The sequence below is a fragment of the Geitlerinema sp. PCC 7407 genome, assembly GCF_000317045.1.
Lineage (GTDB): Bacteria > Cyanobacteriota > Cyanobacteriia > PCC-7407 > PCC-7407 > PCC-7407.
In genome coordinates, this window is sequence record NC_019703.1 from 903,353 (window position 1) to 926,253 (window position 22,901).

General features: G+C 61.3%; 18 protein-coding genes. 15 read left to right on the forward strand and 3 right to left on the reverse strand.

The window, feature by feature from the left end; all coding sequences use genetic code 11:
* Positions 1-119: 119 nt before the first annotated feature.
* The 14 genes from GEI7407_RS03835 to GEI7407_RS03900 all read left to right on the forward strand — a co-directional run bounded on the left by GEI7407_RS03835 (position 120) and on the right by GEI7407_RS03900 (position 18,508).
* The gene (locus tag GEI7407_RS03835; protein ID WP_015170812.1) at positions 120-1,046 is read left to right on the forward strand and encodes a TIGR04168 family protein; all 927 of its coding nucleotides are present in this window, start codon (positions 120-122) and stop codon (positions 1,044-1,046) included.
* A 245-nt stretch (positions 1,047-1,291) separates the two neighbouring features.
* Complete coding sequence (locus GEI7407_RS03840; protein WP_015170813.1) at positions 1,292-1,759, forward strand: cupin domain-containing protein; 468 nt, start codon at positions 1,292-1,294, stop codon at positions 1,757-1,759.
* Between the two features lie 313 nt (positions 1,760-2,072).
* Entirely contained in the window at positions 2,073-4,157 is a 2,085-nt protein-coding gene (locus tag GEI7407_RS03845; protein WP_015170814.1) for a cation:proton antiporter, read from the forward strand.
* Positions 4,158-4,905: 748 nt separating this feature from the next.
* Positions 4,906-6,456, forward strand: a complete 1,551-nt coding sequence (locus tag GEI7407_RS03850) for a ferredoxin--nitrite reductase (RefSeq protein WP_015170815.1) — start codon at positions 4,906-4,908, stop codon at positions 6,454-6,456.
* Positions 6,457-6,656: 200 nt separating this feature from the next.
* On the forward strand, positions 6,657-7,994 hold the full coding sequence (locus tag GEI7407_RS03855) for a CmpA/NrtA family ABC transporter substrate-binding protein (RefSeq protein ID WP_015170816.1): 1,338 nt from the start codon (positions 6,657-6,659) through the stop codon (positions 7,992-7,994).
* Between the two features lie 162 nt (positions 7,995-8,156).
* Positions 8,157-8,996, forward strand: a complete 840-nt coding sequence (gene ntrB / locus GEI7407_RS03860; RefSeq protein ID WP_015170817.1) for a nitrate ABC transporter permease — start codon at positions 8,157-8,159, stop codon at positions 8,994-8,996.
* A 48-nt stretch (positions 8,997-9,044) separates the two neighbouring features.
* A complete protein-coding gene (locus GEI7407_RS03865) occupies positions 9,045-11,051 on the forward strand; it encodes a nitrate ABC transporter ATP-binding protein (RefSeq protein ID WP_015170818.1) in 2,007 nt (668 codons plus the stop codon).
* 24 nt (positions 11,052-11,075) lie between these two features.
* A complete protein-coding gene (locus tag GEI7407_RS03870) occupies positions 11,076-11,912 on the forward strand; it encodes a nitrate ABC transporter ATP-binding protein (protein WP_015170819.1) in 837 nt (278 codons plus the stop codon).
* A gap of 70 nt (positions 11,913-11,982) precedes the next feature.
* Positions 11,983-13,503: an MFS transporter gene (locus GEI7407_RS03875; protein WP_015170820.1), complete on the forward strand. Its 1,521-nt coding sequence runs from the start codon at positions 11,983-11,985 to the stop codon at positions 13,501-13,503.
* Between the two features lie 63 nt (positions 13,504-13,566).
* The gene (locus tag GEI7407_RS03880; protein ID WP_015170821.1) at positions 13,567-13,818 is read left to right on the forward strand and encodes a DUF1830 domain-containing protein; all 252 of its coding nucleotides are present in this window, start codon (positions 13,567-13,569) and stop codon (positions 13,816-13,818) included.
* Between the two features lie 73 nt (positions 13,819-13,891).
* Positions 13,892-16,096, forward strand: coding sequence for a molybdopterin oxidoreductase family protein (locus GEI7407_RS03885; RefSeq protein ID WP_015170822.1), 2,205 nt, complete (start codon positions 13,892-13,894; stop codon positions 16,094-16,096).
* Between the two features lie 87 nt (positions 16,097-16,183).
* A complete protein-coding gene (locus tag GEI7407_RS03890; RefSeq protein ID WP_015170823.1) occupies positions 16,184-16,648 on the forward strand; it encodes a phosphate-starvation-inducible PsiE family protein in 465 nt (154 codons plus the stop codon).
* Positions 16,649-16,674: 26 nt separating this feature from the next.
* A complete protein-coding gene (locus GEI7407_RS03895; RefSeq protein ID WP_015170824.1) occupies positions 16,675-17,127 on the forward strand; it encodes a nitrate reductase associated protein in 453 nt (150 codons plus the stop codon).
* Between the two features lie 49 nt (positions 17,128-17,176).
* Positions 17,177-18,508 (forward strand): HEAT repeat domain-containing protein, encoded by a 1,332-nt coding sequence (locus GEI7407_RS03900; RefSeq protein ID WP_015170825.1) that lies wholly within the window; start codon positions 17,177-17,179, stop codon positions 18,506-18,508.
* A gap of 5 nt (positions 18,509-18,513) precedes the next feature.
* Here the strand turns inward: GEI7407_RS03900 and GEI7407_RS03905 are convergent, their stop codons facing one another.
* Positions 18,514-19,305: a DUF2993 domain-containing protein gene (locus tag GEI7407_RS03905; RefSeq protein WP_015170826.1), complete on the reverse strand. Its 792-nt coding sequence runs from the start codon at positions 19,303-19,305 to the stop codon at positions 18,514-18,516.
* A 385-nt stretch (positions 19,306-19,690) separates the two neighbouring features.
* Between GEI7407_RS03905 and GEI7407_RS03910 the strand changes: the two genes are divergently transcribed.
* Positions 19,691-20,152, forward strand: coding sequence for a T3SS (YopN, CesT) and YbjN peptide-binding chaperone 1 (locus tag GEI7407_RS03910; RefSeq protein ID WP_015170827.1), 462 nt, complete (start codon positions 19,691-19,693; stop codon positions 20,150-20,152).
* On the opposite strand, the gene GEI7407_RS19300 is transcribed toward GEI7407_RS03910, so the two are convergent.
* Together GEI7407_RS19300 and GEI7407_RS21770 are read right to left on the reverse strand one after the other, a co-directional pair.
* Positions 20,149-22,656, reverse strand: coding sequence for a tetratricopeptide repeat protein (locus tag GEI7407_RS19300; RefSeq protein WP_015170828.1), 2,508 nt, complete (start codon positions 22,654-22,656; stop codon positions 20,149-20,151). The genes GEI7407_RS03910 and GEI7407_RS19300 overlap by 4 nt on opposite strands.
* Positions 22,650-22,778 (reverse strand): hypothetical protein, encoded by a 129-nt coding sequence (locus tag GEI7407_RS21770; RefSeq protein ID WP_255347605.1) that lies wholly within the window; start codon positions 22,776-22,778, stop codon positions 22,650-22,652. Before GEI7407_RS21770 ends, GEI7407_RS19300 begins: the two co-directional genes overlap by 7 nt.
* Positions 22,779-22,901: the final 123 nt, after the last annotated feature.

Here is a 22,901-nt window from a genome sequence, read left to right on the forward strand (position 1 = left end):
AGTTGTTTTCACCAAAAACAACTAGGTTGGGCCAGGGGATTTCGAAGACGTGACTTGAGGCTCTCCTGCAAGGGGCCGCAACTGGTCTAGAGTGAGAAGGGAGCAGCGAGACAGCGGTTATGACTCAAGAGGGAAAACAGCGTTCGATCACGATTGCCGTTATCGGAGATGTCCACGAGCTGTGGGAGTCGGGGGACGGGGAGGCTCTCCAAAATCTGGGGGTCGATCTGGCTCTGTTTGTGGGAGATTTTGGCAATGAGGCGGTGGAGGTCGTGCGGGCGATCGCCAAGGTGCCGGTCCCGAAAGCGGTGATTTTGGGCAACCACGACGCCTGGTACAGCGCCACCGAGTGGGGCCTCAAGCGCTGTCCCTACGATCGCCTCCAAGAGGACTGGGTCGAAGATCAGCTGCAGCTGCTCGGCGAAACCCACGTGGGCTACGGCAAGCTGGACTTTCCGGGGCTGAGTCTGTCGGTGGTGGGAAGCCGACCGTTTAGCTGGGGCGGCTCGACCTGGCGCAATGGGGAGTTCTACACCGAGCGCTACAGCGTAGAAAATTTTGAGCAGTCGACGAGCCGCATTGTCGATGCAGTGAAGGAGGCGGCCTGGGAAACGGTGCTGATGATCGGGCACTGCGGCCCGACGGGTCTGGGCGATCGCCCAGAAGACCCCTGCGGCAAGGATTGGCAGCCCATCGGCGGCGACTATGGCGATCCGGACTTTGCGGCGGCGATCGCCCAGGCCAAGCGTCTGGGCAAGCAGGTGTCTCTGGTGGCCTTTGGGCACATGCACCACTCGCTGCGCCACACCAAAACCCAGCACCGGCGATCGCTCCACATCGACGCCGACAACACGATCTATCTGAATGCGGCCTGTGTCCCCCGCATCACCAAAACAGACGCGGGCCACTTGCACAATTTCTCGCTGGTTACCCTGCGCGCGGGCACGGTGGAGCGGGTCTCGCGGGCCTGGGTGACGCCCCAAGGGGCGATCGCAGCGGAAACCATTCTGTTTGAGCGGGCAACCTCGATCGCTCAGGGTGCCTGAAACGCTCAAACTCTCCCAAACTCTTGAGCATCGAACAGGGACGCGAGAAGCTGGAATGATCAAAAACTGCGCGCTAAGATGAATCTATCTAGAGTCGGGGATCAACAAAAAGCCACTTTGTAACGGCTTGAAATAGACTTGCGATCGCCTCAAACGCAAGTTGCTGGTCTCTGACTCTTCGCCAAAATCATGACTCATTAACTGCCAAAATATCTACGCGATCGCGTCCGCAGGAGGTTCAGCTCATGGGGATCAAACGTCAGATCGAAATCACGCCGCTGCACTGCATTCACCCCGGCAAAGGTCTCGAAATCTGTCCGCTGGACCAAGCCGCCACGGCCACCCACACCAACGCTGAGCAGCCTACTTGGGGTCACGAAACCACCCTGGTGACCCTAGCACCGGGCACGATCGAGGATTTGTTTGTGCATCACTTCCAGACCGATCAGCTCCTAGTGGTCCAGGGCTGCGCCGTGCTCATCGTGCTGCAAAACCGCCAGTACCGCTACATCCCCATGCGCGGCGATCGCCTCGAAGTTGTCAAAATCCCGCCCGGCGTGCCCCACGGCGCTGTCAACCTCAGCGATCGCCCCTGCCTCGCCATCAACTCCCTGATCCGCCACGGCCCGCCCCACGATCGCGACTATCGTCCCGTTCCCAAACCCTTTCCCTACGATTTGGCTGTCGTGCGATCGCTCCTAGACGAGACTTAGGGCGATCGCCTCAGACCAAAATTTTGTTCAAAGCCGTGTGAGCTAACGTCTGTGCCCTGTTGGGAGGCCCTGGTGCCTCCCTTTTTTGGTGTTTAAGGGCGATCGCCCCGCATTTTCAGCCAAAATAATCGCTTCCCTCTCGAAAAATACAGAATTCCGTCGCTAGGAGGTTGGACGGCTCTCTGCTCCTTCCCTACACTGCACCTTGTCCGGTAACGGTTCATAGACGGCCAAGCTGCGGGATGCGTCGCGACGGTTGATCAATGCCTCTGCGGTTCCCCTGTAGCCTCCTTTTGTAGGCAAGCAAAATTGTATGGAGCCCATTTCAGAAACGCTTCGAGAACCCGTTGTTACCTTTGCGCTGCTGCTGGCAGTAATCCTGATTGTTCCGCCGGTGTTTGAGCGACTGCGCTTGCCGGGTCTTGTTGGATTGCTGGCCGCAGGGGTTCTCCTAGGTGGCAGCGGCTTAAATGTCTTAAATGTCGACTCCGACACCATGAAACTGCTGTCGGAAATCGGCAAAATCTACCTGATGTTCGTGGCAGGTCTTGAAATTGACCTGGCTCAGTTTCGCCAAACGCGAAATCGCTCTCTGGGCTTTGGCTTTGCCACCTTTGCGATCCCGCTGATCGGCGGGACTGCCCTGGGCCGACTGTTTGGCTTTGATTGGAACGCTTCGATTTTGATTGGATCTCTGCTGGCCTCCCATACGCTGCTGGCCTATCCCATCGTGCGGCGACTGGGGGTAGTGCGAGACGAGGCTGTCACAGTGACCATTGGGGCCACCATCTTTACGGATGTGGGGGCGCTGCTGGTGCTGGCGATCTGTGTGGGCGTCAGCCAGGGAGACTTCTCGACTGCCAAGCTCGTCACCCTGCTCGGCGGCTTGGCACTTTATGCCGTGGCGGTGCTTTTTGGGCTGGACTGGCTGGGTAAGGACTTTTTTCGCCGGACTCGAGACGACCAGGGCAACCAGTTTTTGTTTGTGCTGCTGGCGGTGTTTGTCACGTCTGTGGGGGCGCAGCTGATCGGGGTCGAGAAAATCATCGGCGCGTTTTTGGCGGGTCTGGCGGTCAATGACGTGGTCGGCGATGGCCCGGTCAAGGAAAAAGTGGAGTTTGTCGGCAGCGTCCTGTTTATTCCCATCTTTTTTGTGGATATGGGGCTGCTGCTGGATGTGCAGGCGTTTCAGGACATCTTGGGGTCTGTGGGGTTGCCGGCGGCTATCGTGGGGATGCTGCTGCTGACCAAGTTTCTGGCGGCGTGGGTGGCTAAGCTGCTGTACCGCTACAGCTGGACCCAGACGGTGACGATGTGGTCGCTGTCGGTTCCTCAGGTGGCGGCGACCCTGGCGGCGGCGCTGGTGGGCTACCAAGCGGAGATTCTCAGCAAGGATGTCTTCAATAGCGTGATTTTGCTGATGCTGGTGACGGCGGTGGGAGGACCGCTGATCACGGCGCGGGCGGCGGCGAAGCTGGCCCAGGATGTGACGACGCTGGAGGTTGAGGAGCCGGAGGAACCGATGGTGGCTGGCGGGGCGATCGCGTCTCCCAAGGACTTCAAGGTGGTGGTGCCGGTCTACAACCCCGAGACGGAGCGCTACTTGATCGAGCTGGGGGCGCTGCTGGCTCGCCACGAAAAGGGAAAAATCATTCCGCTGGCGATCGCCCGGGCCCAGGCCCATATGGACTCGCCCCAGCTCAGCCGCGCTCTCCAGCGGGGAGAGCAGCTCCTGGAGCAGGCGGTCTTGGTGACCCAGGAGCAGGGCGTGGATGTCATGCCCCAAATGCGCATTGCCTACGATGTGGCCCAAGGCATTAGTCATCTGAGCCGCGAGGTAGACGCCAGCTTGGTGATCCTCGGTCTGAGCCGAGAAGTGGGTTTTCGGGCGCGCCTGTTTGGCAACATCGCCGACAGCGTTCTGTGGTCATCCCACTGCATGGTGGTGGTGGCTCGGCTGCTCAACTCGCCCCTGAAGTTCCAGCGCATCCTGGTGCCGGTGGAAAACTTCACGCCGTCGGCGATCCGCACGGTGCGCTTTGCCCAGATCCTGGCGGAGGCCAATGACGCAGAGGTGACGCTGCTCCACGTATGCTCGCCCCGGATGACCGAAGCCCGACAGGCCTGGTTTCGCAGCCAGATGATGATTTTGGCGGAGCGTCTTCGCCTGCCGCCTGACAAGACGACGGTGCAGCTTGTGCGCGAAGACAATATCGTGACGGCGATCGCGCGGGCTTCTCAGGATCATGAGCTGGTGGTGCTGCGATCGCTGCGGCGACGAGGGGGCGCCGATGGTCTGGCCGTCAGCGAGGTGACAACGCCGCTGCTACAGCGATTGTCTTGCTCGGTTGTTCTCCTCGGAGAATCCCAAACCTTGCCCAGCCCTCTGACTTGGTAGAGACTGGCGCTCTCGCAAATCAACTAATAGCAAGCTGATATTTCAAATCCCTCGCTGAAAAAAGTGAGGGATTTTTGTTTTTGGTTTGCGGCCCTTGATTTTCGATCGTCAAAACCAACGAAAACCGAGCAATCTTTGCGTCAGATCGAAGAGCGATCGCCCAGAGGGTCAATTGCTAAAGCTAGCTTGCCAATCAGCGAACCCAGAGCGATTTTTGAGCAGAAATCATCAGCTTTCTTCATCAGTTCTATCAAGTTGCCTAAAGTTCTGGGCCACTGGAACCCTTGATTTTGCTAGATCATGCGCTTTTTGCATGGACGCTATCCTAAAAAAACATCAGCAGCAATATTTTGTAACTGCATATACGAATTGAAGGGGTTGCTCCCCGTAACTTGTCTGTTAGTGATTCTTTGAAACTTGCTGCCTCACCACTCACAAACTTTGGTTGGGCTAGACATCATCCCAGTCAACGGGACGGTATTAATCATGCTTGAACGTTGACTGGCCTCCCTTGCTTAAGGGCAAAGAATTCTAGGCCTTTTGCTGCGATCGCCCTTATAAACCTTTGGATTTCTGTTATGAAATCTGGAAATTTATAGACTCGGTTGCAGTGTATACAGGCATCTTCTAGGGCAGCCTTTAGACTCCGAAATTAAGCGGTCACCCTCAACCCCAAAGATGAGCGCGATCGCCCTTTCAAGCCTCTGGCGATCGCCTGCATTGCCGTAAACAGCGAGGACACAACGTTATGACCGGCACCGCCACCCCTCCCGCCAGCGCAAACAAATTTGAAAAATTTAAAGCCGAAAAAGACGGCCTTGCAGTCAAGACCGAACTAGAGCATTTCGCCCAAATCGGCTGGGAGGCGATGGATGAAACCGATCGAGATCATCGTCTCAAGTGGCTGGGCGTCTTTTTCCGCCCCGTTACCCCGGGCAAATTTATGCTGCGTCTGCGGATGCCCAGCGGCATCCTGACCAGTGGCCAAATGCGGGTTCTCGCCGAAATCGTGCAGCGCTATGGCGATGACGGCAGCGCTGATATCACAACGCGCCAAAACTTGCAGCTGCGCGGCATTCGCCTCGAGGACATCCCGGACATCTTCCGGCGCATCGAAGGGGCGGGCCTCACCTCCGTCCAGTCCGGCATGGACAACGTGCGCAACATCACCGCCTCGCCGGTCGCTGGCATCGACGCCGATGAACTGATCGACACGCGGGGCCTGGTGCGCAAAGTCCAGGACATGATCACCAACAACGGCGATGGCAACCCGTCCTTTAGCAATCTGCCGCGCAAGTTCAACATTGCGATCGCTGGCTGCCGCGACAACTCCGTCCACGCCGAAATCAACGACATCGCCTTTGTCCCGGCCTACCGAGACGGCGTCCTCGGCTTCAACGTCTTGGTCGGCGGCTTTTTCTCCGCCAAGCGCTGCGCCGCCGCCATCCCGCTCAACGCCTGGGTCCACCCGCGAGACGTGGTGACCCTGTGCGAAGCCATCCTCGTGGTGTATCGCGATCGCGGTCTGCGGGCCAACCGCCAAAAAGCCCGCCTGATGTGGCTGATCGACGAGTGGGGCCTCGACGCTTTCCGGGCCGCCGTCGAGCAGCAGCTCGGCCACGCCCTCGCCCCCGCCGCCCCCAAGGACGAGATTCTCTGGGAAAAGCGCGATCACGTCGGCATCCACGCCCAAAAGCAGCCCGGCCTCAACTACGTGGGTCTGCTGATTCCCATCGGCCGCCTCTACGCCCAGGACATGTTTGACCTGGCCCGCCTCGCCGAAGTGTACGGCAGCGGCGAGCTGCGCCTCACCGTTGAGCAAAACGTCATCCTGCCCAACGTGCCCGATTCGCGCCTTGAGCCCCTGCTCAAAGAGCCCCTGCTCGAGCGCTTTTCCCCCGATCCGGATCCCCTGACCCGCGCCCTGGTGTCCTGCACCGGCAGCCAGTTCTGCAACTTCGCCCTTATCGAGACCAAAAATCGGGCCTTGTCCCTGGTCAAAGAGCTGGAAGCCGAGCTGCAGATTCCCCGCCCCGTGCGGATTCACTGGACCGGCTGCCCCAACTCCTGCGGTCAGCCCCAGGTAGCGGATATCGGCCTGATGGGCACCAAAGCCCGCAAAGACGGCCGCATGGTTGAGGCGGTGGACATCTATATGGGCGGCAAAGTTGGCAAAGAGGCAGAGTTGGGAACCTGCGTGATGAAAGGTGTTCCCTGCGAAGACCTCAAAGCGGTGCTGCGTGATGTCTTGGTTGAAAAGTTTCAGGCCCGCGTCAAGACCTCAGCGATCGCAGTTTAAGTCTTGGGGAAGCGCCAGTAGTGGCATTCACTTCCCCTTGGATCGACCCTCCCAATGGACTGCCCAAGACGGCCCATCTAGGCAGTCCCGAGGGGGGCAATATTCGGCCTGCCTTCTGGGCACAAACGCTCTCACTCTCTCGCTGGTACTGTTCGCTTTTTCTTCACCACCCTCATATACCCTTCAGTTAGGCAGAAAGCATGACGAAGTTCTCTCGGCGGCAGTTTTTGGCAACAGCGGGTGCAAGTACCGCGTTTACGCTTTTTCTCCACGGTTGTGCCTCTAGCTCCTCAAATTCTGGGAATGCGCCGACGCCCGCGGCAGCATCCAGCACCAACAATGCCGTGAATGTGAGCGCTGCCGACGCTCCTGAGGTGACCACGGCCAAGCTGGGCTTCATTGCTCTGACCGACGCCGCGCCCCTGATCATCGCCAAAGAAAAGGGCTTGTTCGAAAAGTACGGCATGACTGACGTCAGCGTCGAGAAGCAGGCCTCCTGGGGAACCACCCGCGACAACCTAGAGCTTGGTTCCGGGGGCGGCGGCATCGACGGAGCACACATTCTGACGCCCATGCCTTACCTGATGGCCCTCGGGACCGTCACCAAGCAGCCAGTGCCGATGTATATCCTGGCGCGGCTGAATGTGAATGGCCAGGGCATCATGCTCTCCAATACCTACAAGGACCTGAATATCGGGGCCGACACCAAAGCGCTCAAGGGTGCCTTTGCCAAGGAGAAGTCGTCGGGCCGCGATCTGAAGATGGCCATGACCTTCCCCGGTGGCACCCACGACCTGTGGATTCGCTACTGGATGGCAGCAGGCGGCATCAACCCAGACCAGGACGTCTCGACCATTGTGGTGCCGCCCCCGCAGATGGTGGCCAACATTAAGGTCAGCAACATGGAAGGGTTCTGCGTGGGCGAGCCTTGGCCGCTGCAAACCGTCAACCAGCAGATTGGCTATATGGCGGTCACGACGGGCGAGATCTGGAAGGATCACCCGGAAAAAGCCTTTGCGATGCGCGCGGAGTGGGTGGACAAGCACCCCAAAGCGGCGATGGCGCTGCTGAAGGCGGTTCTAGAAGCTCAGCAGTGGTGCGATCGCGCCGAGAACAAGCAAGAAATGTGCGAAATCCTGGCCAAGCGGGAATGGTTCAAGGTGCCTGTCACCGACATCATCGATCGCTCGACCGGCAAGTATGACTACGGCACGGGCCGGGTCGAAGACTACAGCAACTCCTTGGTGATGAAGTACTGGCGCGACAATGCTTCCTTCCCCTACAAGAGCCATGACCTGTGGTTCTTGACGGAGGACATCCGCTGGGGCTACCTGCCCGCCGACACCGACACCCGCAAGATCGTCGACCAGGTGAACCGCGAAGATCTCTGGCGCGAGGCGGCTAAGGCGATCGGGGTGGCGGAGGCTGAGATTCCGACGACCTCTTCGAGAGGGGTTGAGACCTTCTTTGACGGGGTGAAGTTTGACCCCGAGAACCCCGAGGCCTACCTCAACGGCTTGGCCATCAAAAAGGTTTAGGGCCGATGATTGCCCCCGGCGATCGCCCAAGCGCATTCACGGTGCGACGGCGGGGGCTTTTCTCTTCCCCCAGCTTGATCAAATTGACCCCATCGGTCCCGTTAGCGTTTGATCCCACTGCCCGCTGCATTCCCCAGTGACCCCTTAGGAGAAAGAGCAATCATGGCCGTCAACCTCGAGGCTCGTAAGCCTGCACCCCTACTGCCGCCCGCCGTTCGCAAGTTTCTCAAGCAGAACTCCCAGCGCGTATTTCCGCCGATCATTGCGATCGCCCTTTTTCTGTTCATTTGGCAAATCCTGTGCAGCGGCCCCCAGTCCAACCTGCCCAGCCCCACCCAGACCCTCAGCGAAACCTGGGAACTGATTATTGATCCCTTCTTTGACAATGGCGGCACCGACAAAGGCCTGTTCTGGCAGATCTTCGCCAGCTTACAGCGGGTGGCCATCGGCTTTTCTCTGTCCGCGATCGTGGGCATCGGTCTGGGTATCTTGATCGGGACCAACCGCTTCATGTATAACGCCCTGGACCCGCTGTTCCAGGTGCTGCGGACGGTGCCGCCCCTGGCCTGGCTGCCCATTTCCCTGGCTGCTTTCCGCGACAGCAACCCCTCCGCCATCTTCGTCATCTTCATCACGGCGATCTGGCCCATCATCATCAACACCACGGTGGGCGTTCAGCAAATCCCCCAGGACTATCGCAACGTGGCCCGGGTGCTCCAGCTGTCCCGCATTGAGTACTTTTTCAACATCCTGTTTCCCTCGACCGTTCCCTACATCTTTACCGGCCTCAAGATTGGCGTCGGCCTGTCCTGGCTGGCGATCGTGGCGGCGGAGATGCTGGTGGGCGGTGTAGGCATCGGCTTCTTTATCTGGGACGCCTGGAACAGCTCGCGCCTGAGCGAAATCATCCTGGCCCTGATTTATGTTGGCGTCGTGGGACTGCTGCTCGATCGGCTGGTAAGCTTCATTGCCAGCCTGGTGGTCCCCGAAGGCCAGCGCTAATCCCTCGGTTGCTTGTTGCTCTGCTCTGAGTCCCCATTGAGAAGTGCCATGGCTTTTGTTGAAATCGACCACGTTGGCAAGATATTTGCCCTCCCAAACGGCGCTAGCTACATTGCTCTCAAAAATATTGAGCTAAAGATTCGCCAGGGTGAGTTTGTTTCGCTGATCGGCCACTCGGGCTGTGGCAAGTCGACCTTGCTGAATATGGTGGCGGGTCTCGATCGCCCCACCGAGGGCGGCGTGATCTTGGAAGGGCGCGAGATTCGGCGGCCCGGCCCCGAGCGGATGGTGGTGTTCCAAAACTATTCGCTGCTGCCCTGGCTGACGGTGCGCCAAAACATCGCCCTGGCGGTGAACTCGACCCTCAAGCACCTGCCCAAGGGGGAGCGCCGGGGCATCGTCGAACAGCACATCGACCTGGTGCATCTGCGGGCGGCGGCGGACAAGCGCCCCCACGAGCTGTCGGGCGGCATGAAGCAGCGGGTGGCGATCGCCCGGGCCCTGGCCATCCGGCCCAAGGTGCTGCTGCTCGATGAGCCCTTTGGGGCCCTCGATGCCCTGACCCGCGGCAACCTCCAAGAGCAGCTAATGCAGATCTGCCAGGAGAGCAAGGTGACCTGCATCATGGTGACCCACGATGTGGATGAGGCCCTGCTGCTGTCGGATCGGGTGGTGATGCTGACCAATGGCCCCGAGGCCCACATCGGCCAGATTCTGGAGGTGGAGCTGCCCCGGCCCCGTCATCGTCTGGAGGTGATGAACCACCCCAGCTACTACGGTCTGCGCAACGAGATTGTCTACTTCCTTAACCAGCAGAAGCGGGCCAAGCGGCGGCCGGTGCCCCAGCGCGGCGCGATCGCCCGCAATGGCCTGGAGAAGGTGAACCTGGATCTGGGCTTTTTGCCGCTGACGGACTGCGCGCCCCTGGTGGTCGCCAAGGAAAAGGGCTTTTTCCGCAAGCACGGCCTGGAAGAAGTGACCCTCAGCCGCGAGCCGAGCTGGCGGGCGATCGCGGAAGGAGTGGCGACGGGGCGACTGGACGCGGCCATGATGGCGGCGGGCATGCCCCTGGCCATGACCCTGGGCCTGGAGGGCAAAATGCCCCTGCCCATGGTGATTGCGCTGGTGCTCAGCCGCAACGGCAACGCGATCACCCTCGATCGTCGCTTCCAGGAGCAAGGCGTGCAGACCCTGGCCGATTTCAAGGCGGCGATCGCCGCTGAGCCTGACCAGCGCCACATCCTGGGCATGGTCCACGGTGCCTCCATGCACAACCTGCTGCTGCGCTACTGGCTGGCTGCGGGCGGCATCGATCCCGATCGCGACCTCGATCTGCAAGTCGTGTCGCCGACCCAAATGGTGTCCAGCCTCAAGGCCGGGACCATTGACGGATTCTGTGCGGGCGAGCCCTGGAACTCCCGCGCGGTGCAAGAAGAGCTGGGCTATGTGATCGCTACGGACCTCGACATCTGGGCCGGTCACCCCGAGAAAGTCCTCGGCGTCCAGGAATCCTGGGCTCAGCGCTATCCCCAGACCCACCTGGCCCTGGTCAAGGCGCTGCTGGAGGCCTGCGAATACTGCGACGACCTCCGCCACCGCGAAGAAATCGTCCAGATCTTGGCTCAGCCCCAGTACATCGGCAGCCAGGTCAACTTCCTGCGCCCCGGCTTCATCGATCCCTATCCCACCCGACTGGGCTCCCAAGGGCGATCGCTGCCCCGCTTCAACCAGTTCCATGTGGACCAGACCAACTGCCCTGGCCGAGCAGAGGGGCTGTGGATTCTGACGCAGCTAGCCCGCTGGGGCGTCACCCCCTTCCCCAAAAACTGGGTGGAGATCCTCGAGCGGGTGCGCCGAGTGGACCTGTTTGGCGAAGCGGCTCGCCAGCTGGGCTGGCCTGACATGGAGCCCGATCGCAAGCCCTTTGCCCTCTTTGACGGAGTGGTGTTTGACCCCGATGACCCTCTGGGCTACCTCGATCGCCTGGCCATCAAGGGGGAGGTGCGGGTGGAGGAAATCATCCTCGATGCGCCTGTCCCGTCCAAAGCTGCTTAGTGATTTATTCCCCCACCTCCTCCCATGCAGACCCTCAAAAATGCTCACTCTGATGCTCAGTCCCACCGCTCTCAGGAGCCTTACCTGACGATCGAGAACGTCTCGAAGTCCTTCCCAACGCCGAAGGGGCCTTATACCGTCCTTGATGGCGTGAACCTGACCCTCCAGGAAGGAGAGTTTGTTTGCTTCATCGGCCACTCGGGGTGCGGCAAGTCGACGCTGCTGAACATGGTGTCGGGCTTTTTGCGGCCCACGACGGGTGAGGTTCGTCTCAACGGCAAGCGCATCACCAAGCCAGGTCCAGACCGCATGGTGGTGTTCCAAAACTACGCGCTGCTGCCCTGGAAGACGGCCTACGAGAACGTCTACCTGGCAGTGAATGCGGCCTATCCCCAAAAGAACAAGTCAGAGAAAGTGGCGATCGCCCGTCACCACCTAGACTTGGTGGGCCTCTCCGAGGCGGCGCACAAGCGCCCCCACCAGCTGTCCGGCGGCATGAAGCAGCGGGTGGCGATCGCCCGGGCGCTGTCGATCCGGCCCGAGGTGCTGGTCCTGGATGAGCCCTTCGGAGCCCTCGACGCCATCACCAAAGAAGAGCTCCAAGAAGAGCTGCTCAAGATTTGGCAAGACCACCGGGCGACGGTGCTGATGATCACCCACGACATCGACGAGGCGCTCTTCCTGGCCGATCGCCTGGTGATGATGACCAACGGCCCGTCGGCCACCATCGGCGAAATCTTGGACATTCCCTTTGCCCGGCCGCGCGATCGCGCCCAGCTGATCGAGGACCCGCAGTACTACGAGCTGCGCAACTACGCCCTTGATTTCCTCTATCGCCGTTTTGCCCATGAGGAGGACTAGCACCTGACCCAAGCCCCGATGGCCTGAGCCATCGCCCCGCGCCAACGCTGTTGTTATTCGAGCGAATCCCATGCTTTCAGAATTGTGGTCACTCCAGGGACGCTATCGCATCCTGCACATGACCTGGTTTGCCTTCTTCCTGTCCTTTGTGGTGTGGTTCAACCTCGCCCCCCTGGCGACGACGCTCAAGGCTGACTTGGGCTTGACCACATCCCAAATTCGGACGCTGGCAATCTGCAACGTGGCCCTGACGGTGCCAGCTCGGATCATCATTGGCATGCTGCTGGACAAGTACGGGCCTCGGGTGACCTACTCGCTGCTGCTGATGTTTGCGGCGATTCCCTGTACGCTGTTTGCCCTCGCTCAGGATTTCAACACGTTGGTGATTAGCCGGCTGCTCCTCAGCATCGTGGGCGCGGGCTTTGTGATCGGCATTCGCATGGTGGCGGAGTGGTTTCCGCCCAAGGAAATCGGCCTAGCTGAAGGGATCTATGGCGGCTGGGGCAACTTCGGTTCGGCGGCGGCGGCCTTTACGCTGCCGTCGGTGGCCCTGGGCCTGTCCTTCTTGGCGGGCGGCCAAGCGAACTGGCGGCTGGCGATCGCCCTGACGGGGATTGCGGCGGCGGTGTACGGCGTCATCTACTTCTTTGGGGTCCAAGATACCCCACCCGGCAAGGTGTATCAGCGGCCCGCTCGCCACGGTGGCATCGAAGTCACCTCCCGCCGCGACTTCTGGTTCATGCTGGTGATGAATGTGCCTCTGGTGGGCGTGCTGGCGCTGCTGGCCTGGCGGCTGACCCAGGAGGGCGTCCTCGACACCACCGGCCTCGTCGTTACGTGGGTGGCCCTGGCCGGACTCTATGGCTTTCAGGCCTCCAAAGCTTGGTATGTGAATCAGGACCTGATGCAGGGCCGCAAGCGCTACGAGGCAGGCGATCGCTATCAGTTCAACCAGGTGGCCATTCTAGAGCTGACCTACTTTGTGAACTTTGGCTCGGAGCTGGCGGTGGTGTCCATGCTGCCAGCGTTCTTTGAGCAGACCTTTGGCCTGAACCCCAGCCAGGCGGGCATGATTGCCGCCAGCTATGCTTTCATGAACCTGATGTCCCGACCTGGGGGCGGCCTGATTTCCGATCGCCTGGGCAGCCGCAAGTGGACCATGGCGGTGCTGACGGCGGGCATGGGCCTGGGCTATCTAATGATGGGCAGCGTGACGGGGGGCTGGTGGCTACCGCTGGCGATCCTGCTGACCATGGCGTGCTCCTTCTTTGTCCAGGCCGGTGAGGGCTCGACCTTTGCCATCGTGCCGCTGATCAAGCGGCGGGTGACGGGGCAAATCGCGGGCAACGTGGGAGCCTACGGCAACGTGGGAGCGGTGTGCTACCTGACCCTGTTTAGCCTGCTGCCCGAGGGGGCGATCGCCAACCGGATCTTCTTCCAGACCTTGGGTTTGGCGGCGCTGGTGGTGGCCTTCCTGTGCTGGTTCTTCCTCAAGGAGCCCAAGGGTTCCTTCTCGGCCCACCACGAAGGGGAAGAGCTGGAGCCTACCGTGACGGAGCCCCGACTGGTCCTGCGGGACGATCGCAACTAACCCCCAAATTTCGGCTTCCCAGCCCCCTTTGCCCCAGCTTCTTTCCTTTTTGCGGCGATCGCCATGAACAATCCTTCTACCCCCGATGGATGGCTTCTGTGCCACTACATCAACACCAGCCCCCAAATTCAGCGCGTCCAGATCGCGAATTTCCCCGGCCAATCCTTCGAGCGGCTGCTGTTTCCCATGGAGCGACTGCTGTTTGACGCTCCCGCCGAGGCTGAGCTAGAAATTCAGCCCCAGCAGCGAAATCCTACGGAAGTTATCCGAATTCCCTGCGGCCAGCTGGCCCAAACTGCCTTGATTTCCGGATAGGAATCACTCTGGTCCTCACGTAAAATCAAGCCCCTATCCCGTTTTCTGCTCTTGAGTCTTTTGGGGAGCCACCATGACTGAACCCACCAAAACCCTGTGTCCTTACTGCGGCGTGGGTTGTGGCCTAGAGGTGCTACCGCCTGCCCAGCCCGGAAAGCCAACCAACCGCGACAAATACGGCAACCCGATTTGGCAGGTGCGGGGCGATCGCGCCCATCCCTCCAGTCAAGGCATGGTGTGTGTCAAAGGAGCCACGATCGCCGAGGCCATCGACAAAGACCGTCTGCGCCATCCGCTGATCCGCGACTCCCTCAACGACTCCTTTCGCCAAGCCACCTGGGAAGAAGCCCTCGATCGCATCACCCGCGAGATCCAGGCCACCCTGGCCACCCACGGGCCAGACGGCATCTGCATGTACGGTTCGGGCCAGTTCCAGACCGAGGACTACTATATCGCCCAAAAGCTGCTCAAGGGCTGTCTGGGCACCAACAACTTCGACGCCAACTCGCGCCTGTGCATGTCCTCGGCGGTCGCAGGCTACATCCAGAGTTTCGGGTCCGACGGCCCGCCCTGCTGCTACGACGACCTCGAGCAGACTGACTGCGCCTTCTTGATCGGCACCAATGCGGCGGAGTGCCACCCGATCGCCTTCAACCGCCTGCGCAAGTACCACAAGCGCAACCGCCACGTGAAGATGATCGTGGTTGATCCCCGGCGCACCGCCACGGCCGAGGCAGCGGATCTGCACCTGCCCATTCGTCCGGGTACCGACATCGACTTGCTGAATGGAATTGCCCACCTGCTGATGCAGTGGGGATGCCTGGACTTGACGTTCCTGGATGAATGCACCACCGGATTTCCGGCCTATGCGGCGATCCTCGCCGACTATCCGCCGGAGGTGGTCGCCGAGCGCTGCGGCATCGCAGCCGAGGCGGTGGAGCTGGCAGCGCGCTACTGGGCCGACTCCAAGCGGGTGCTGTCTCTGTGGTCCATGGGAGTGAATCAGTCCTCCGAGGGGACCGCGAAGGTGCGAACGCTGATCAACCTGCACCTGATGACGGCCCAAATTGGGCGGCCGGGGGCGGGGCCTTTTTCCTTGACCGGGCAGCCCAACGCCATGGGCGGGCGCGAGGCCGGAGGCCTCTCTCACCTGCTGCCGGGCTACCGCCTGGTCAAAAATCTCCAGCACCGCTCTGAGCTAGAAGTCCAGTGGAACCTAGCGCCGGGCAGCATTTCGCCGGAGCCGGGCCGCACGGTGTGGGAAATGATCGAAGGGCTGGAACGCTCCGAGGTGGGCGTTTTTTGGGTGGCGGCGACCAATCCGGTGGTGAGCCTGCCGGACCTAGAGCGGGTGAAGGCGGCAATGCTGCGATCGCCCTTTACCGTCTATCAAGACGCCTACTATCCCACCGAGACGGCGGCCTACGCCCACGTGGTGCTGCCAGCGGCTCAGTGGGGCGAAAAAACCGGCACCATGACCAACTCCGAGCGCTATGTAACCCTGTGTCCGGCCTTCCGCGATCCGGTGGGTTCAGCACGGCCTGACTGGGAAATCTTCGCGGAGGTGGGCCGGCGGCTGGGCTATGGGACTCACTTCGACTTTGCGGATTCGGCGGCGGTGCACCGCGAGTTTGTGCAGCTAACCCGCGATCGCGTCTGCGACATGACGGCCATCAGCTACGAGCGGCTGCGGACCGAGGGGCCGCTGCGGTGGCCCTGCTCGGAGATCACCGGCGGAGTCTCGGTGCCTCGCCTGTACACCCAGCTGCGCTTTCCCACGCCGGACGGCCGCGCTCGCTTTGCTGCCTACCACTCGCGCGGCCTCGCCGAGCCCCCTGACCCTGCCTATCCCTGGGTGCTCACCACGGGCCGTCTGTACGGCCACTGGCACACTATGACCCGCACAGGCCGCATCGAAAAGACGCGTCAGATGCATCCCCAGCCCTTTATTGAGATTCATCCTCGCGACGCTGCGCAGCTCGGCATCCAAGAAGAATCCTGGGTTGAGGTGCGATCGCGCCGGGGCAAGGGACGCTTTCCCGCCAAGATCACGACGGCGATCGCCCCGGGGACTGTCTTCGTGCCCATGCACTGGGGCTCTCTGTGGGCCGACGACGCCGAGGCCAACGCCCTCATGCATCCCGAGGCCTGCCCAGACTCCAAGCAGCCCGAGCTCAAGGCCTGCGCCGTGCAGCTAGCGCCCTGGACCCCGGAAGAGAGCAGTCTAGATTCAATGGCGTCTATCAGTAGTCCTCTATCTATGTCAACTACCTATTAGGGGATTCATAGATTTGGATCTTGCTCATTTGACCTCTGTGCTCCAAAGTGTTGATGGATTGCGTTCACCCTAGCCTCACTTTGGACCATGCTGTGGCTCAGACGACTTAAAAATCGCCTCTCTCGAACTGGATCGGATGAAAACTTTCTCAAGCTCATCGAGCTGACCGAAAGCGTCGTTTCGAAAGTCCTCTCGCTGCTGATGATCGTCGTCATCTTTGTGGCGCTGATCGATCTGGCTTGGTTTTTGCTGCTAGAGCTGTTTTCGTCTCCCTACGGCTTTTTCAACCGCACGCTGATCGAAGTGTTTGGGCTCTTTTTGAGCGTGCTGATTGCCCTAGAAATTTTGGAAAATATTACGGCTTATCTGCGCAAGCACGTGGTTCAGGTAGAGTTGGTCATCGTCACTTCCCTGACGGCAGTAGCGCGGAAAATTATCATTCTCGATCTGGAAAAGGTGTCTGGCATTGACATTGTTGGCTTGGCGGCCGCGATTTTGGCCCTGTCCCTGAGCTACTGGATCGTTCGCCATACCTCTCCCTCCTCGCACTAGCGAGCCCTGCACGAAGGCTAGAAACTATGACTGATTTTTTTGAGTTTGAGGCAGATTTTGTAGAGTCCCTGCGCTGCATTCCGATGCAGGTGCGCTACAAACTAGACACCTGCGGGATCAAACTCAAGCTCGATCACTGGCTTGCCTTTAGCCAAATGGAGCGGCAGGCGATCGTCGCTCAGCCCTGCACAACGCCGACCCAGATCCAGGAGTGCCACACGCTCATTCAAGACCTGGTGCAGCAATACACGGGCGCTCCGGCCTCAGAGCTGCCGATAGAGCCAGAACCAGCATGGCTTCAGGGGGTAGAGGTGCCGGAGGCGCTGCTGACCAAGGCCCAAGCGGTGGGAGTGGCGATCGCCCCGCAGCAGTGGGCGGGCCTGACGCCGCTCCAGCGCTTTGCCTTGCTCAAGCTCAGCCGTCCCAGCCACGAAAGCCGCAACTTTTTGCCAGCGCTGCGCGAGTTTCACCTCGCCTGATCGAGCGAGGCCCCTGGTTTTGTTCACCCTTGTTATTTGCGGGTTCTGAATGCTGACCTCTTTTGAACAGGCGCAGCTGGCTGCGCAGCGGCAAGACTGGGCGCTGGTGTACCAGTGCCTGTGCCAGATGCAGATAGCGCTGGACGCGGAAGCGGGCGATCGCCCGCTGGCGGCGGACCTTTTGGAGCTTGTGGCGGAGGCGCTGCTCAAGGTGCTGAGGCTGGGGGACTTCCAGCAGCGCTGGGAGATTGCGAAGCTGTTTTCCCAGATTGCGGCGGCCCCCCTCTCTGAGGACCAGCGATCGCGGCTCGTGATGCCCTGGGTAGCGGCCCTCCAGACCGACGGCGACGACGAAGAGCTGTGCTGGTTTGTGGCGCGCCTCTTGGGGGAAGTGGCCCATCCGGCGGCCGTGGACGCCCTGGCGGAGCTGTTGCAGCAGACCGAAGATGACGACGTGCGCAGCGCGGCGGCGGCTTCCCTGGCCAGCCTGGGTCCCCTCAGCACCTTGGCCCTCACGGAGCTGCTGGCGGAGCCGGAAACTCGCCTAGTGGCGGTCCAGACCCTGGCCCACGTCCGCAGCGCTGCCGTTGTTGAGCCCTTGCTGAGCGTTCTCGATGATCCGGACCCTGCGGTGCGATCGGCGGCCCTCGAAGCCCTCAGCAGCGTCCATGAGCCCCGGGTCTCGGCAGCCTTGGTGCGCGCCCTGAGCGATCCGGCCTCCGCCGTCCGCAAAGAAGCCGTGATCGGGCTGGGGCTGCGGGCCGATCAGGCGATCGCCCTGGACTTGGTGCCCCTGCTGAGCCCCCTGCTGCGCGATCTCAACGGGGCTGTGGCTGAGCAAGTGGCGATCGCCCTGGGACGCATCGGCACCCCGGCGGCCGTCCTGGCCCTGTCTGTGCAGTTTCAGCCCCTCACGCCGATCTCCCAGCAAATCGCTTTGGTGCGCGCCCTCGGCTGGATGAAGGTCCCAGAGGCTCTGGCAGCCCTAGAAAGCATTTTGGAGACGGCCCCAGCGCCGGTCCTGCTGGAGGCGATCGCCGCTCTGGGGCGGACCCAGGAGCCTCGCTGGCGGCCCAAGGTGGCTCAGCGGCTCCAGTCGCTGCTGTCCCAGCCTGGGGTCCAGGCCTCTGCGGCTGCCAAGCAGGCGATCGCCCTGGCCCTGGGGCAGCTCGGCGATCGCGCCGCTCTAGGGGGCCTGACGGGCCTCCTGGCCGACGAGGACGCTGGCGTCCGTCTCCACGCGATCGCGGCCCTCAAGGCCCTCGATCGCACCGCTGCCCAGCAGCACCTGCGGACCCTCGCCCAGGACCCCCAGACTCCCGCTCCCCTGCGCCAAGGTATCACCCAGGCGCTTCAGGAATGGGAGTTGGGGCAGGGCTGAGCTGCCTAGGTGCCCGGGAAGCGATCGATTTGAGCGTAGCCGCTAAACAGCAGATTTTTGCCCTCAGTCTCCAGGCGATTGAGCCGCAGCGTCACGCCGTCTAGGTCAAAGCGCTCGAGGTCGACCATGTCGTTGAGCACCTCCGCAAAGGCCCGAGAGAGCGTCTCCGACTCGCTGCGTACCGCCTCGGGGACTGGCTCCGGGCGAAACTGCGCTTCCTGGAAGAGAATGCGGCGCCGCCGCTCAATAGCGAGTCGCGCCGTCAGGCTCACCGGAATCGAGTCGCGTCCCGGAATCTGGGTGTCTGCAAAGAGCGTCACGCGGTTGTCAGGCAGCAGCTCGATCTGAACATTGGTAAAGGAAACTGCCTGGCCGCCCGTGAGGGACTCCAGCGCCGGGATTTGGACCTCCTGGATGCGCTTGCGCACCAGCTCTGCCCGGAAAGACTGATTGATATCGGCCTCGGTCAGGGTCACTTGGGCCACCGCCTGGGTGGGCTGCTTGAGGCGCATCTGGCCCCCGAGCGCCGCCCCGATATCGATAGCCACCGCATCGGTTTCAAATGTCAACTCAGCGGTTCGGAACTCGCGCCGAATCACGAGCCCCTTGCCATTCATTTTGAAGCTGTCAATGCTGCCCTGGAGCAGCTTGCTTGAGGGATAACAGCGGACTTCCACATCAACCGATTCGCTGCTTGTGAACAGGTGGCGAATCGATTGGCTGGCGACGGCATTGAGCATGCGTTCGCCAAAATCTGTGCCCGAAGGACTCGTTAAGCCAGTTAAGCCACCAAACATGCAGTTATTGGTCTCTAGGCGTTCTACCCTGTTTGTAACAAAATATGAAGAACTCGGCAATTCAACCAGGGGACGAAGCCCATCAGAACCCCTGATGAATGCCATCAGACCTGCGATGGTTGGGACGCCACAAATCCCCTAATAGACAGGTGTTTGGCCCTCTGGTGCCGCCTTTAGGAAGAAATTGTGGGAAAATTTAGCCTATCAAAACTCAGGAATCGCGGTGGCTCTGAACTCAAACTGGAGCTGGAAGTCTGCGAAACAGGGTGTATTGGGTGAGCTGAGGGCAAAGCGGCCGAAATTTCTAAAAAATTCTCGCTATCGGAAACCTGGGCGCGCTTGGTGAAGCATTCTAACGAATGATGATGCTAAAAGGGCTGGGATCATGGAATTTGAGACTGAGCTGCAGCAGTCTTGCTACCAAAAAATTCTGCCTTGGATGCAGGAGCTGTTTGGCGAAAAGCTGATTCGCTACCCGGAGGAACCGCTGTTTGCGGTGAATTTTGGGTCGGCAGTGGCCTACACCGAGGTGATTCCCTGGGATACCGACGAGGCGATCGTGATTACGCGCGCCTACGTGGTCACAGATGTGGAGCTGACGACGGAGCTGCTCTACTATCTGCTGCGCGAAAATGACAGCCTTTATTTTGGCCGCTTTGCCATCGACGACGATGGCGACGTGGTGTTTGAGCACAGCATCATGGGTTCAACCTGCGATCGCGAGGAGCTGCGGACCTCGGTAATGGCGATCGCCAAGTTTGCCGATGACTACGACGACGAAATTGTGGCGCGCTGGGGCGGCCAGCGGGCGGCGGACCGGCTGCTGAGTCGGGCGCTGATGAGCTAGCTGGCGGGCGGCTCGAGAACGCGGGGCCGCGGGACAGCGGTGAGCCGGACAGGATGGGGACTCAGGTGCGGAGTCCGCTGGATTTTCTTGAGGGTGTCGAGGGCGCGCCGGTGGTTTTCCCAGTCGCTGCGCTCGGCAAAGAGACGGGCGGCGGTGGTGAGGTCGAAGACGGCCCGCTGGAGGTCGCCCAGCTGCTGGCGCAGCAGCCCCCGACAAAAGTGGGCGAGGGCGTGGCGCGGGTTGAGCTGGAGGGCGTGGGTGTAGTCGGCGATCGCCTCCGAAAACTGGCCGAGCTTGCCGCGGGCGAGCCCCCGATGGAAGTAGAGGGAGGCGCGCTGGGGCTGATGCTGGCGGGCGGCGGTGTAGTCGGCGATCGCCTGGGTCCAGTTTTCTAGCTTGGCGTAGCTGAGGCCCCGGCGCAGATAGGCTTCGGCGTTGTGGGGCTCCAGGTGCAGGGCGCTGCTAAAGTCCGCGATGGCGTTGGCAAATTCGCCCTGCTCGGCGTGCAGGATGCCCCGGTTTTGGTAGAGCATGGCCTGGTCGTTGCGCAGGGTCAGGGCGGTCCGGAAGTCATCGAGGGCTCCCAGGCGATCGCCCAGGGCGTGGCGGGCCACGCCGCGATTGTTGTAGATCAAGCCGGTGCGCGCCCCTTGCTTGATGGCCTCTGTGTAGGCCTCGATCGCGCCCATCCAGTCGCCGAGGTCTTGGCGGGCGATGCCTCGGCGCAGAGCGCTCTCCCAGGCGTTGGCGGCGGGCGGCTCAAAGCGCTCTAGCAGCTCCTGGACGGCGGCGGGCTGGAAGGTGCGGCGGCTGGGGGCGTCGCTGGACTTGGGCGCGGGGGAGGGCGGCTGCTCGAGAATGGCAAAGCGGCGATCGCCCACCAAAAACGCCGTGGTTGTTTCGAGGTGCTGATAGCGAATCTGGCTGGGGTAGTGCTGCCGCAGCAGGGTCAGCTGCTGCAAGAGGGCCTCATCGCTGGGAATGCCTGAACCCGCTTCTGGGGCGATCGCTCGCGGGGTGTAGGCGTCTCTCTGGGCGCTGCTGGCGCCCCAGCCGATATCCAACGAGCCACCGCCGTCGAGAAACAGCGCCAGCTTGCGCAGCATCTCCCCCGTCAGCGGGCTGGCTTCCAGGCTGGGCCACCCCAGGGCCAGGTGGCTGTGGGTCTGCTCCAGGGCCAGCTCCAGGGCCGTCAAGCTCTCGACTGTGGCCGGAAACTCTTCGTCGGGCGGCACCGCAGGCTGCACGGTCTGGACCAGGGCGATCGCCGCTTGGGAAATCTGGGTGTCCAGCGCCTGCTGGGTGGCCTCAATGCCGCTCTGGACGCGGCCCAAAACCGCCTGAATGTGGGCCTGAAATGCTTGCCAATCGGCGGTGCTGGGGGTCTCCGCTTGCCACTGGTGCTGCTGATCTTCCAGGGTCTGTAGGTGCTGCCGGAGCTGCTGGAGGTCTTGGCGCCAGGTCTGGGTGTGGGCCCCCACCACGGCTTCGATGGTGGGCCGAAAGTCCTCAGGCAGGGGATGGGTTAGATCTTGGAATGCGGCCTTCAGGCTAGAAATTTGGGCGTCTAAATGGCTAAAACTTGTTTCTATGGCTTCGAGCTGCTCAAGACGCGGACGATCGCCCATTTGCTGTTCTAGATCGCTCGTTTGCGCTTGCAGAGCGACCACTTGGGCCTGACAAAGGGCGATCGCCTCCCGCATCGGCACGGTGCCGCGATCCAGCAGCTCGATCTGCTCTCGGAGCTTCTCCACCTGGCCCACCAGCCCGTCAAATTCGGGCCGAGCCACCAGGGTCGTCACCACCTTCATTACGGACTCCATATCCTGGCGCAGAGCGCTGGCGTCGAAGGGCGGCGGCAAATTGTTGATCCGGCGATTGAGCCGGTCGATCTGCTCCTGGAGGGGCCGAATGTTTTGGCGCGCCTCCTTGGCCAGCATTTCCAGACCCAGGCGCAACTGGCCGCTCTCGCCGCCCAGCTCGGCGATCGCCCGCTCCAGCGCCTCCACCTTCGAAGACTTGGGCAGTCCGGCGATCAGGGCCGCGAGCTGATTTTGGGACTCCTGCAAAGTGCCCTGCTGCTCTTGCACCTTGCCCACCTGCTGGCGCACCGGCTCCAGAGTCCGCTGTTCAAACTGGTTGAGATAGGCCGCCAGATCGCCGTGCAGCGCGTCAATGGCGTCATGCTGCTCATCGAGGGTCTGGATCACCACCTCTTGCAAGCTGTTGAGGTCATCCGGCGTCGGCAGCGACAGCACCCGCTGGTTGAGGGTGTTGAGCGCCTCGGTGAAATAGCGACTCGACTGGTTGACCGTGGTGCGCGTACTGATTTCTAGCTCTTGCTCCGCGCGCCGCCGGTTGATCAAGCTGAGCAGGGCCGCGAGGGTCAGCGGGGCCGACGCAAAAGCCGCTTCCTGGAGCACGATGGAGGCGACAGAGCCCACCCCCGAACCAACAATCAACAGAGATTCAGCAATCTCCGACCAAGGGCGTTGTTTCACCATGAATTCAGTCCGCGATCGGTGAAAAATGGGGTCGAGGGGCGATCGCTGCGGCGATCCGTCAAGGCTGCACCCCCAGCGGTGAGGGCGATCGCCCCGGGCCAAGGTGCGACTCCCGCTCGCATCAGCGAAATCTGGGAGCGTCTCAGCCGAGGGATGCCACTCTCTTGTGTTTTCTAATTTCGCCGGGTGGTATCCGGAAAGCCCCTCGCTCCTGCGCTCAAGGTGGCTGGAGATTGGGCAGCGAC